The 12105-nt window shown below is 71.3% G+C and carries 12 protein-coding genes and 1 pseudogene; 5 read left to right on the top strand and 8 right to left on the bottom strand.

The genetic code is table 11. From position 1 onward, the window contains the following. Position 1 precedes the first annotated feature (1 nt). The 3 genes from trpD to AB0I76_RS12395 all read right to left on the bottom strand — a co-directional run bounded on the left by trpD (position 2) and on the right by AB0I76_RS12395 (position 2662). Positions 2-1048: an anthranilate phosphoribosyltransferase gene (gene trpD / locus AB0I76_RS12405; RefSeq protein WP_357033834.1), complete on the bottom strand. Its 1047-nt coding sequence runs from the start codon at positions 1046-1048 to the stop codon at positions 2-4. 87 nt (positions 1049-1135) lie between these two features. After that, the gene (locus tag AB0I76_RS12400; protein WP_357033833.1) at positions 1136-1531 is read right to left on the bottom strand and encodes a hypothetical protein; all 396 of its coding nucleotides are present in this window, start codon (positions 1529-1531) and stop codon (positions 1136-1138) included. Positions 1532-1717: 186 nt separating this feature from the next. Next, on the bottom strand, positions 1718-2662 hold the full coding sequence (locus tag AB0I76_RS12395; protein ID WP_357033831.1) for a cytochrome c oxidase assembly protein: 945 nt from the start codon (positions 2660-2662) through the stop codon (positions 1718-1720). A 108-nt stretch (positions 2663-2770) separates the two neighbouring features. Between AB0I76_RS12395 and AB0I76_RS12390 the strand changes: the two genes are divergently transcribed. The 5 genes from AB0I76_RS12390 to AB0I76_RS12370 all read left to right on the top strand — a co-directional run bounded on the left by AB0I76_RS12390 (position 2771) and on the right by AB0I76_RS12370 (position 7979). Further along, entirely contained in the window at positions 2771-3370 is a 600-nt protein-coding gene (locus AB0I76_RS12390; RefSeq protein WP_357033829.1) for a heme-copper oxidase subunit III, read from the top strand. A gap of 72 nt (positions 3371-3442) precedes the next feature. After that, on the top strand, positions 3443-4279 hold the full coding sequence (locus AB0I76_RS12385; protein WP_357033827.1) for a c-type cytochrome: 837 nt from the start codon (positions 3443-3445) through the stop codon (positions 4277-4279). A gap of 67 nt (positions 4280-4346) precedes the next feature. Further along, positions 4347-5435, top strand: coding sequence for a Rieske 2Fe-2S domain-containing protein (locus AB0I76_RS12380; protein ID WP_357033825.1), 1089 nt, complete (start codon positions 4347-4349; stop codon positions 5433-5435). Then, on the top strand, positions 5432-7063 hold the full coding sequence (locus AB0I76_RS12375; RefSeq protein WP_357033823.1) for a cytochrome b N-terminal domain-containing protein: 1632 nt from the start codon (positions 5432-5434) through the stop codon (positions 7061-7063). Before AB0I76_RS12380 ends, AB0I76_RS12375 begins: the two co-directional genes overlap by 4 nt. A 250-nt stretch (positions 7064-7313) precedes the next feature. After that, positions 7314-7979, top strand: coding sequence for a DUF4142 domain-containing protein (locus tag AB0I76_RS12370; protein ID WP_357033821.1), 666 nt, complete (start codon positions 7314-7316; stop codon positions 7977-7979). A gap of 78 nt (positions 7980-8057) precedes the next feature. On the opposite strand, the gene AB0I76_RS12365 is transcribed toward AB0I76_RS12370, so the two are convergent. The 5 genes and pseudogenes from AB0I76_RS12365 to AB0I76_RS12345 form a co-directional block, all read right to left on the bottom strand. After that, the gene (locus AB0I76_RS12365) at positions 8058-8345 is read right to left on the bottom strand and encodes an Lrp/AsnC ligand binding domain-containing protein (RefSeq protein ID WP_088999172.1); all 288 of its coding nucleotides are present in this window, start codon (positions 8343-8345) and stop codon (positions 8058-8060) included. A gap of 36 nt (positions 8346-8381) precedes the next feature. Further along, complete coding sequence (locus tag AB0I76_RS12360) at positions 8382-9290, bottom strand: sugar phosphate nucleotidyltransferase (RefSeq protein ID WP_357033819.1); 909 nt, start codon at positions 9288-9290, stop codon at positions 8382-8384. Next, complete coding sequence (locus AB0I76_RS12355; RefSeq protein WP_357033817.1) at positions 9287-9829, bottom strand: NUDIX domain-containing protein; 543 nt, start codon at positions 9827-9829, stop codon at positions 9287-9289. The genes AB0I76_RS12360 and AB0I76_RS12355 overlap by 4 nt, the downstream gene beginning before the upstream one ends. A gap of 43 nt (positions 9830-9872) precedes the next feature. Continuing rightward, the gene (locus AB0I76_RS12350) at positions 9873-11663 is read right to left on the bottom strand and encodes an HD domain-containing protein (protein ID WP_357033815.1); all 1791 of its coding nucleotides are present in this window, start codon (positions 11661-11663) and stop codon (positions 9873-9875) included. 129 nt (positions 11664-11792) lie between these two features. After that, a pseudogene (locus AB0I76_RS12345) lies at positions 11793-12105 on the bottom strand (endonuclease); the annotation flags it as partial.

Raw genomic sequence — 12105 nt, 5'->3', positions numbered from 1 at the left:
GTCAGGCGCCGCGGGCGACCTCGATCCAGCGGTCGAGAGTGCGGGCGGCGGACCCGGAGTCGATGGACTCGGCGGCGCGGTCCAGCCCGGCGCGCAGCGCCCCGGTGAGGTCACCGTCGAGTGGACCCTGGGTGGCCAGCGCCGCCGCCGCGTTGACGAGGACCGCGTCGCGGACCGGGCCGGTCTCGCCGTCCAGCAGGCGACGCACCACGCCGGCGTTGTGCGCGGCGTCTCCGCCCCGCAGGTCGGCGAGGGTGGCCCGGGGCACCCCGAGGTCGACGGAGTCCAGCACCGCCTCCCGCACGGTGCCGTTCTGGGCGGCCCAGACCCGGGTCGGCGCGGCGGTGGTGAACTCGTCCAGCCCGTCCTCGCCGCGCATCACCAGCACCGAGTCGCCGCGGGCGGCGAACACGCCCGCCATCACCGGGGCCATCCGGGCGTCGAAGCAGCCCACCGCGGCCGCCCGGGGTCGGGCCGGGTTGGTCAGCGGGCCGAGGAAGTTGAAGGCGGTCGGCACGCCCAGCTCGCGACGGGTGGAGCCGGCGTGCCGCATGCCGGGGTGGAACCGGGCGGCGAAGCAGAAGCCGATGCCGGCCTCGGCGACGCACCGGGCGACGCCCTCGGGGCCGAGGTCGAGCGGTACGCCGAGGAACTCCAGCACGTCGGCGGTGCCGCAGGAGGAGGACGCGGCCCGGTTGCCGTGCTTCACCACGCGGACTCCGGCGCCGGCCACCACCAGCGAGGCCATGGTGGAGATGTTGACGGTGTGGGCGAGGTCACCGCCGGTGCCGACAACGTCCAGCGCGCTGGCGCGCAGCTCCTCGGGCAGCTCCACCAGGACGGCCTTGCCGAGCATCGCCTCCACCAGACCGGCCAGCTCGGCGGAGGTCTCGCCCTTGGCCCGCAGCGCCACGGCGAAGCCGGCGATCTGCGCCGGGGCCGCCGAGCCGGACATGACCTCGCCCATGGCCCAGGCGGTGTCGGCGGTGGAGAGTTCCTCCCCGCGCAGCAGCGCGGCGAGGAGGTGCGGCCAGGTCCGATCGCCCATGGCGGGCCTCCCGAGCGTACGAGGTGCGGGTGGGATGGAGCCGGCGCCGGTCTTCTCCGGCACCAAGGTGGGCCGGAGTGCGGGACGTCAGGCGGGGGCGTGCGTCCGCAGCAGCTCGGCCACCGTCGTGCCGGTGGTCACCGGATCGAGCGGGTGCACCAGGGTGGCGTCGACCTCGGCGTACGCCGCGAGCCATCGGTCGGCGGCGCGGGCGATCACCACGCAGGTCGGGGGAGCGTCGTCCCGGTCGTCCTTGATCTGGCGGGCGATGCCGATGCCGCCGCCCGGGCTGGCCTCACCGTCGAGCAGCATCAGGTGGATCTCGTAGTCGTCGACCAGGCGGACGCACTCGGCGTAGGTGGACGCCTCGACGAACTCGATCAGCAGCCCGGGCGCGGGCCGGGTGCCGACGGCGAGCCGCATCCGGTCGCGGACCTGCGGGTCGTCGCTGTAGAGCAGGACGGTGCACAGACGATCGCTCATGCCGGCACTCCGCTTCGCTCCGTGCCGTCCTGAGGCACCATTGCACTGCGCCTGATGATTCGCTCGCTGCGCTCGCTCATGACTGAACTGGCTCCCACCTCGTAGCTGCCCGCTGATCGTACCGGTCGGTGTGACCTTGCCGACGTCCCGCCCGGCCCGGTGCTCGGGGCGTACCGTCCGCGCAGCTCAGGCGGCGGTCTCCGCGGCCCGCTGGCGGGCCTCCTGGCGGTCGAGGTCGCGGTCGATCCGGCGTGCCTCGCGCTCGGCCTGGCGCATCCACTGCACGACCAGGACGGCCAGCATGGTGACGCTCACCACCTCACCGCCGGCCCACAGGATGCCGCCCGCGACGACCTGGTCCTCCCAGGGGTCGGCCCAGGTCAGGCCGAGCGACGGGTACCAGTCGCCGCCGAAGAGCGTGCTGCTCTGCATGATCGTGAGCCCGAGCACGGTGTGGAACGGCACCGACAGGAGCATCAGCAGGGCGCGGCCGGGGTACGGCCAGCGGCCGGGCAGCGGGTCGAGGCCGAGCAGTGGCCAGAAGAACACGCAGCCGGTCAGGATGAAGTGCGCGTGCACCATCTCGTGGGCCCAGGCGTGTTCGAGGGTGTAGCGGTAGAGGTCGGTGAAGTACAGCGCGAACGGGTTGACCACGAAGATCGTGAAGGCGACCAGCGGGAAGGTGTAGACCCGGGCGATCCGGCTGTGCACGATCGCCAGCAGCCGCTTGCGGGGCCGGGGCGGCAGGGTGCGCAGCGCCAGCGTCATCGGCGCGCCCAGCGCCAGGAAGATCGGCGAGATCATCGACAGCGCCATGTGCTGCACCATGTGCACCGACAGCAGCGCCGTGTCGTACGCGTGCAGGCCGCTCACCGTGACCGCCGCGATGCCGCCCAGGCCGGGGCCGATGAAGAAGACGGTACGGGCGACCGGCCAGCGGTCGCCGCGCATCCGCAGCCGGTGCACCCCGTAGAGGTAGATTCCGGCGGCGAGCACCAGCCCGACGGCGAGCCAGCTGTCCAGCCGCGTCTCGGTGAACACCGAGGTGACGGTGAACGGCGGCGGGGTCGCCGCGGTCACCGCCGGCGCGGCGGCCGAGGTGGCGACGGAGATCGGATCGACGTGCAGCACGCTTTTCAGACTAGGCCAGGCGAACCGGACCTGACCGGTCGGGCCGCGGATGCCACGGGTTTGGCCCCCCGCTGATCGGCGGCCCCGGTCAGGGGCAATAATGACCGCGTGACTGCGGCCCCAGCCATTGACAAGAGCCGGATCCACTCCCTGACCCGACCCAACATGGTCAGCGTCGGGACGATCGTGTGGCTCTCCAGTGAACTCATGTTCTTCGCGGCGCTGTTCGCCATGTACTTCTCCATCCGCGCGGCGGCACCGGAGCAGTGGGCGGAACACACCGTGCACCTGAACATCCCGTACGCGACCACGTTCACGGTGATCCTGGTGCTCTCCTCGGTGACGTGCCAGCTCGGCGTGTTCGCCGCCGAGAAGGGTGACGTGCACGCGCTGCGGCGCTGGTTCACGATCACCTTCGTGATGGGCCTGATCTTCGTGCTCGGTCAGGTCAACGAGTACCGCGAGCTGGTGCACGCGGGCATCAAGATCAACGAAGACGGCTACGGGTCGATGTTCTACCTGACCACCGGCTTCCACGGTCTGCACGTGACCGGCGGTCTGATCGCCTTCATCATCTTCATGATCCGCACCACCATGGGCCGGTTCACGCCGGCGCAGGCCACCTCCGCGATCGTCGTGTCGTACTACTGGCACTTCGTCGACGTCGTGTGGATCGGGCTCTACGCCATGATCTACTGGCTTCAGTGATCTTGGCGCGTCACGAACCGCGCCGCTGCTCCGTCCCCTGAGACAAGGTCCAACCGGTTAAGGACACAGGTCATGACTTCTGACAACGACCGCCGACGCGGTCTGCTCGCGCGGCTGCGCGAGCGGCCCGCGGCGCGCAGCAGGGGCCGCCGCCGGCTGGGCGCCGCGGTCCGCCTGTTCGCCGCGCTGATGCTGGCCGGCGGCGCCTACACCGTCTTCGCCCCGGGCGTGCAGGCGCAGGACAATCCGCCGCTGACCGGCGCCGCCGCCGAGGGCAAGGCGCTGTTCGACGTGAGCTGTGTGACCTGTCACGGTCGCAACGCGCAGGGTGTCGAGGGCCGCGGCCCGAGCCTGATCGGCGTCGGCGCGGCCTCGGTGGAGTTCCAGGTCGGGACGGGCCGCATGCCGATGGCCCGTCAGGAGGCCCAGGCCATGCGCAAGCCGGAGCTCTTCACCGACGAGGAGGTCCGCCAGCTCGGGCAGTACATCCAGGAGCTGGGCGGCGGGCCGATCGTCCCCGAGGGTGACAACCTGCACGACGACGGGAACATCGCCGCCGGTGGCGAACTGTTCCGGATCAACTGCTCGTCGTGCCACGCGTTCGGCGGCGGCGGCGGGGCCCTCTCCTCGGGCAAGTACGCGCCGAGCCTACGGCCGGCCACCGACCGGCAGATCTACGCGGCCATGCTGAGCGGTCCGCAGAACATGCCGGTCTTCGGCGACAACCAGATCACGCCGGAGCAGAAGGCGGACCTGATCGCCTACATCCAGGAGACCCTGAAGCACGACCAGGACCCGGGCGGCTTCAACCTCGGCCGCTACGGCCCCTCCACCGAGGGCCTGGCGATCTTCCTGGTCGGCATCGTCGCGCTGGTCTTCGCCAGCCTGTGGATCGCGGGCAAGTCGTGACCGGCCGGAACGTGAGTACGATTACGCTGGTGTCGCACGTCGGCACCGTCCGTAGCGAGGTGACGGCATGACCACCCACACCGAGCACCAGGCCCAGCAGGCCCGGGAACCGCTCGACGTGCAGGACCCCCGGCTGGGCCGGTTCGACATCGTCCTGGAGGGCGCGCGCCGGGACGACATCGAGATCGTCCACTACGAGCCGCAGGTCGTCCCGGGCAGCAAGGCCGAGCGCCGGCTGACCCGTACGGTCGCGCTGTTCTTCCTCCTCACCGGCCTGGCGGCGACCGCCTTCCTGGCGATCTTCATCTGGTGGCCGTGGGAGTACGCTCCGGGCCGCGGCGGAGACAAGTGGTACACCCCACTGCTCGGTGTGACCATGGGCATCTCCCTGCTGGCGGTTGGCTTCGGCATCCTGACCTGGGGCAAGAAGCTGCTGCCCAAGGAGGTGTCGATCCAGGACCGGCACGAGGGCGCGGTGAACGAGGACGACCGCATCATCACCGGTCAGACCATGCTCTACATGGCCGACGAGCTGGGTGTGAAGCGCCGTCCGCTGCTCGGCATCTCGCTGCTGGCCGGTCTGGTGCCGGTCGGCGCGGTGGCCGCGGCCCCGCTGGTGGGTGGCCTGATCTCGCAGCCGCACAAGAACAACCAGATGTTCACCACCGGGTTCGCCCCGGCGGAGGGCGGCGGGAAGGTCCGGCTGGTCCGCGAGGACGGCCGTCCGGTCCGCCCGGCCGACGTGAGCACCGGCGGTCAGATCACCGTGTTCCCCGGCATCGAGCACGGCGTGAGCAACCAGCACGCGGACTCGCCGACCCTGCTGATCCACCTCCGTGACTCGGACGCCCAGGAGGCGCGCCAGGCCAACGAGCGGATCGGCCACGGCGACTACATGTGGGGCAACTACGCCGCCTACTCGAAGATCTGCACGCACGCCGGCTGCCCGGCGAGCCTGTACGAGCAGCAGACCAACCGTCTGCTCTGCCCGTGCCACCAGTCGCAGTTCCTCATCACCGACAACGCGAAGCCGATCTTCGGCCCGGCCAGCCGGCGGCTGCCCCAGCTGCCGATCGAGGTCGACGCCGAGGGCTTCTTCGTGGCGAAGTCCGACTACACCGAGACCGTCGGGCCCGACTTCTGGGAGCGGCCGTGAAGCGGCGAAAGATTGACATGGCGGCCGTGCCGGGCAACGCCGCGCGGGGAGTGGACGACCGCTTCCAGGTGGCCACCCCGCTGCGGCGGTTGCTGAACAAGGTGTTCCCGGACCACTGGTCGTTCCTGCTCGGCGAGATCGCGCTCTTCTCGTTCGTGATCCTGCTGCTGACCGGTGTCTTCCTGACCTTCTTCTACGAGCCGGCGATGACCGAGGTCGTCTACAACGGCAGCTACGCCCCGCTGCGGGGCACGCCGATGTCCGCCGCGTACGCCTCCAGCCTGGACCTGTCGTTCGACGTCCGGGGTGGTCTGATCATGCGGCAGATGCACCACTGGTCGGCGCTGCTGTTCATGGCCTCGATCGTCGTGCACATGATGCGGGTCTTCTTCACCGGCGCGTTCCGCAAGCCGCGTGAGACGAACTGGATCATCGGTTCGCTGCTGTTCTGGGTCGGCTTCCTCGCCGGCTTCACCGGCTACTCGCTGCCGGACGACGGCCTGTCCGGCACCGGCCTCCGGATCGCCTCGGCGATCATGCTCTCCATCCCGGTGATCGGCTCCTGGCTCACCTCGTCGATCTTCGGTGGCGAGTTCCCCGGCACGATCATCATCAGCCGGTTCTTCATCGCCCACGTGCTGCTCATCCCGGGTCTGCTGGTCGCGCTGATCAGCGTCCACCTGGGCCTGGTCTTCAAGCAGAAGCACACCCAGTGGCCCGGCCCCGGCCGGACCAACGGCAACGTGGTCGGCGAGCGCATGTTCCCGCGGTACGCGCTCAAGCAGGGCGGCTTCTTCATGGTCGTCTTCGGCGTCGTCGCGCTGATGGGCGGTCTGTTCCAGATCAACCCGATCTGGCTTTTCGGTCCGTACGAGGCGTGGGTGGTCTCGGCCGCCAGCCAGCCCGACTGGTACGTCATGTTCCTCGACGGCTCGACCCGTCTGATGCCGGCGTGGGAGATCAACATCCCGATCGGTGACGGGTACGTGATCCCGCCGCTGTTCTGGCCGACGGTCGTCCTGCCGGGCATCCTGGTGGGCCTGTCGACGCTGTACCCGTTCATGGAGGCGCGGCACCTGAAGGACCGCAAGAGCCACAACCTGCTCCAGCGGCCGCGCGACGTCCCGGCCCGCACGGCGGTCGGCGCCATGGCGGTCTCCTTCTACGTGGTGTTGACGCTCTCCGGCGCGAACGACGTGATCGCCGACAAGTTCCAGATCAGCCTGAACGCGATGACCTGGGCCGGCCGGGTCGGCCTGCTGGTGGTCCCGCCGCTGGCGTACTACCTCACCTACCGGGTCTGCCTGGGTCTCCAGCAGCACGACCGGGAGGTGCTCGCCCACGGCGTCGAGACCGGCATCATCCGGCGGCTGCCGGACGGTCGGTTCGTCGAGGTGCACCAGCCGCTCAGCGCGTCCAACGGGCACGCCGACGGTCACGGTGCGCTGGAGTACGCCGGCTGGGTCGTGCCGAAGAAGATGAACCGGCTCGGCGCTCTCGGCCCGGCCATCCGGGGCTTCTTCTACCCGATCGAGAAGCCGGCCGAGGCGCCGGTCTCGCCGGGCCACCCGCCGGTCGAAGCCCGACCGGAGCGGGAGGAGATCACCAGCGGCGAACCTCGCCGCTGACCCCTCGCGACACCCCCGTGGCGCCCGCCGGAACGATCCGGCGGGCGCCACGTCGTTTCCCGGCCCTCACCCACGCCCGCCATCACGCAGGTCAGGTCGGGCAAAACGGGTGTAGCGTGCCGAAAGGGGCCCGAAAGGGCAAGATCGCGCAGGCGATGGGTCGCGGGAGGGCGGCCAGGGACGGGTGGATCCAGGAATAACGCCGGTCAGCCGGGTATCCGTGCGGTCCAACGTCTCAAGGGGGGGAAGCATGTTGGGAATCAAACGTCTGGGCCTGCTGGCCGCACTGGTGCTGGTTGGTATCGCACCCGCCGCGGCCGCACAGGCCGTGGCGCAGCCGTCAGATCAGGACTCCCAGTATCTGCAGGCGGTCCACCAGGTGAACCTGTTGGAGATCACCGCCGGTGACCTTGCCCAGCAGAAGGGCGAGAGCCAGGGGGTGAAGGACCTGGGTGAGCGCTTCAAGACCGACCACACGCAGCTGGACCAGTCGGTCCAGGAGGTCGCCGACAATCTCGACGTCGAGCTGCCGGACGAACCCAACCAAGAGCAGCAGGGCGTGCTCGACCAGCTGAACAACGTCAGCGGCCAGGAGTTCGACCGGCTGTGGGTGACCAAGGAGCTGGCCGGTCACGTCCAGGCCATCCAGGCCACCCAGACGGAGATCTCGCAGGGCTCCGAGCAGTCGGTGGTCCAGTTGGCGCAGACCGCGCTGCCGACTCTGCAGGCGCACTACGACGCGCTTGTGGAACTGGCCCAGCAGCTGGGCATCCCGGTTCCGCAGACCACCGGCACCCCGAGCCCGGGCGGGACCGCACCGGCTCCGGCCCCGGGCGGTACCACCGGGACGCCGGCTCCGGGCGGCACCGAGACGCCCGCTCCGGGCACCGAGACGCCGGCTCCGACCGGAAGCTGACGTCCGTCACCGACGGCCGGTCCACCCTCGGGTGGGCCGGCCGCCGCGTGTCCCGGGGGCGGATCCGGGCGTCCGTGGTCAGTCGGCGTTCGCGAGACCGATCGCGAAGGCCTCCTCCAGGTCGTGCTGCGAGTACGCGCGGAAGGCGATGTGCGACTCGGTGTTGAGCACGCCGGGGACCTTGGAGATGCTGCCGGCGATCACCTGGGCGATCTGCTCGAACTCCCGCACCCGCACCATGGCGATCAGGTCGACGTGGCCGGCCACCGAGTAGACCTCGCTGACGCCGGGCAGGTTGGCCAGGTTCTCGGCCACCTCGGGGATCGAGTCGGTGGCGCAGTCGATCAGGACGATCGCGGTGATCACGGGACAGTTCTCCGTTCGTCGGCGTCGTCGCCCATGCTAGAGGCTCCCCGGCCCGGCGAGCGGGGGAGTGGCCGCCACCGTCAGGTCCCCGCCCGCGCGGACCGCGTCGTACAGGTGCTCGCCGGAGTGCACGGCGGCTCCCGGCCAGACCACCGTGCGGGTGAGGTCGCCGTGGACGACCGCCCCGGCCCCGACAACCGATTCCCGGCACCGGCCGGTCACGGTGGCGGTCGGGTCGACCAGGTTCCCGCCTCCGGCGGCGTGCCGGTTGGCCGCCAGGTAGTCGCCGGGCGTGCCGGTGTCCAGGAAGGTCCCCGGGTACGGCACCACGGTCAGCGCCCCGGCCGCCTCGGCCGGCCGCCAGACGGCCCGGACCAGGTCACCGAACTCCACCGGCAGGTCCCGTACCAGCCGCCAGGGCAGCAGGGAGAAGCCGGTGAACACGTGCCCGTCGAAGGTGCCCGGAGCCGTCGGGTCCGCGGCGGGCTGGCCGAGCAGGCGTACGGTCTCGCCGTCCCAGTCCCGCAGCAGCGCGGCGATGTCCTCACCCGGCGGCGCCGCCTCATCGGCCAGGTACGCGTCGGCGTTGCCGACGAGCACGCCCCGCCCGCCGATCCAGTCCCGCAGCTTCGCCACACCGCCGGCGGTCCCCAGCGGGCCGTCCGGCTCCACCGAGCGGTGCGCCCGCTCGCCGACGTGGCGGACCACCTGGTCGGCGAGGTAGCTGGCGTTCACCGCGACCCGGTCCGGGCCGGCCAGTCCCAGCCCGGCGAGCCGGGCGAGCGCCCGGTCGAGCAGCGCCACGTTCCCCACCGGACAGAGCGCCTTGGGGACCCGCTCGGTCAGCGGTCGCAGCCGGGTGCCCTCACCCGCGGCGAGCACCACCGCACAGACCTCGACGTCGCCGGACCGCACGGCCGGTCGCCGGGCCCCGTCGGCGGTCACGGCCGGTCGTCGGGGACCGGCGGCGGGAACTGCCCGGCCAGCGGCCCGATGTCGTAGTACGCCAGCAGGCGCGCCGTCGGCCAGGTCAGCTTCGGCAGGTCGTCCAGCGGGTGCCAGGCGGCCTCGAACACCTCGGCGCCGTCCACCGTCAGGGTGGTGGTCGACGCCGGCACCTCGGCCGTGAACACCACGTCCACCCAGCCCTTGTCGTGCACGATCGCGTTGGGCACCGCCGGGCGCAGCTCGCGCGGCGAGAGCCGGATGCCGGACTCCTCGTACAGCTCACGGGCCGCCCCCACGATCGGAGCCTCCCGCTGCTGCAACAGACCGGCGGGCAGCGACCAGCCCCTGCCGGGCGGCTGGCGCAGCAGCAGCAGACGACCCGCCCCCTCGGCCTCGGCGTCCCGGACCAGGGTGACCGCGCCGACGATGTACTTGGGCACGGCGAGCCGGACCAGCCGGCGCCGCACCGGCAGCGGCAGTCGGTAGAAGACCTGGTACGCGACGGCGCGGCCGGTGAGGCGGGAGCGGGGGATCATGGGTCCAGGCTAGTGGCCGCGAGGAACCCTCCACCCGCAGGAGTCACTGCCGGTGGTCGACCAGGTCGATGAGCTGCCGGACCACCGCGTCCGGCTCGATCACGCGGTCGAAGACCGCCACCAGCATCGTCTCCAGGTCGGGGTAGCCCAACTCCTCGGAGAGCCGCAGCAGGGGCAGGTCGCTGGCGAGCCCCCGGTTGTACGTGCGCAGGGCCAGCCCGATGGTGGCCCGCCCGAGGCGCACCTTGTCGGTGATCGAGATGCCCGGCTCGGTGTGGTCGGAGAACCAGCGGTTGATCTGCATCTGCGCCTGCGGTGACTTCACGAAGCCCAGCCACTCCCGGCGGGGCCCGCGCGGGGCGGCGTCGGCCTCGAACCCGTTGGCGGCGTCGGTCTCGGTGAAGATCTCCACCACGTCACCCTCGTCCAGCTCCGAGGAGAGCGGGGCGAGCCGGCCGTTGATCCGGGCAGCCAGGCAGTGGTCGCCGCGCTCGGTGCCCAACTCGTACGCGAGGTCGACCGGGGTCGCGCCGGCCGGCAGCACCACCTGGCGCCCGTCGGCGAAGACCTGGATCTGCGCCTCGGCCAGGTCGCAGCGCAGCGATTCGAGGAACTGGGCCGGGTCGGCGGCGTCCTGCTCCCAGTCGAGCACCCGGCGCAGCCAGTCGAGCTGCTCGGCGCGGGCGTTGGCACTGCCGCCGGCGCGCGGGAAGCGGAAGTCGGCGGCGATGCCGTACTCGGCCCAGCGGTGCATCTCCTCGGTGCGGATCAACACCTCCACCGTGCGGTCGTCGGGGCCGAGCACGCTGGTGTGCAGGGACCGGTAGAGGTTGTTCTTCGGGGAGGCGATGAAGTCCTTGAAACGGCCGGGGACCGGTCGCCAGGTCCCGTGGATGGCGCCCAGGGCGGCGTAGCAGTCGGTGGGCGGGCCGTCCACCACCACCGCGATGCGGGGCAGGTCGAACGGGCTGGCGTGCCCGCCGGTCACGGTGTCCTTCCAGATCGAGTACAGGTGCCGGGGCCGGGGCGTGACCTGCGCGTCGACCCGGCTGCGCCGCAGCGCGGTCTTCGCTTGGCCGACCACCGCGTCGAGGTACGCGTCCCAGCCCGGCCGGTCGTGCACGTGCCGGGCGATCCGCGCGTGCTCGTCCGGCTCCAGGTGCAGCAGCACCACGTCGTCCAGTTCGCGTTTCAGGGTCTGGATGCCGAGCCGGTCGCAGAGCGGGACCAGCACCTCCTGCGTCTTGCGGGCGATGCGTTCCCGGGACGCGGCGGACCGGACGCCGAGGGTGCGCATGTTGTGGAGGCGGTCGGCCAGCTTGATGATCAGCACCCGGACGTCCTTGCCGGCGGCGATGATCATTTTCCGGATCGTCTCGGCCTCGGCGGCCTTGCCGTAGAACGCCTTGTCGAACTTGGTCACCCCGTCGACGAGGTGGGCCACCTCCGGGCCGAAGTCCTCCGCGAGGGCCTGGAGCGTGTAGCGGGTGTCCTCCACCGTGTCGTGCAGCAGCGCGGCGACCAGGGTCGTGGTGTCCATGCCGAGCTCGGCGCAGATCTGCGCGACCGCCAGCGGGTGCGTGATGTAGGGCTCGCCGCTCTTGCGGAACTGCCCCCGGTGCATGTTCTCCGCGATCGTGTACGCCCGGCGCAGCACCGCCGGATCGGTGCCGGAGTGGATGGCCCGGTGGGCGCGGACGAGGTGGGCGACCGGCTCGTTCTCGGTGGTCGGCCAGGTGAGCAGCGACCGCAGTCGACGTGTCAGGGGCAGCTCGCCCGGCCGGGTCGGAAGGGCGCCCCCCAGGGCGGCGCCGTGTCCGGCGTCGACGTCCACGTGGGACACCTCCTCACCCCGGCTCCACGGCCGCCGGACCCCGGCAACCGGAAGCAGGCCCACGAAACGGGCAGGACTGCACTTCTCTAACAGCCTAAGCGAGTCGACGTAGTCCGATCGGTCACTTGGTCATGAGCTTTCGGTCGAGAGTTGGTGGCTCGCCGCTCCCTCCGCCTTGCTCAGCAGGTCACGGAAGCGGCCCGCACCGGCCACCGGGGACGCCCAGCCGGACGAGATCTCCACCAGGCGGGTCTCCGGTCTCTCCAACCAGGACAGAATGCGTTCGGTCTCCTCGGCCGAGGCGCTGGGCACCGGGCCGTGGCCTGGGCGGACCGTCTCCGCGGTGGCCCGGATCGCGGCGATCGTCGGTCGCGGGTGGACACCCGGCGGGGACACGCCCGCCCCGGCCAGCCGACCGTGCCGGACCAGCGCCAGCTCCCAG

It is taken from the genome of Micromonospora sp. NPDC049799 (assembly GCF_040656655.1).
Classification (GTDB): domain Bacteria; phylum Actinomycetota; class Actinomycetes; order Mycobacteriales; family Micromonosporaceae; genus Micromonospora.
This window is presented reverse-complemented; position numbering and strand designations above follow the sequence as displayed.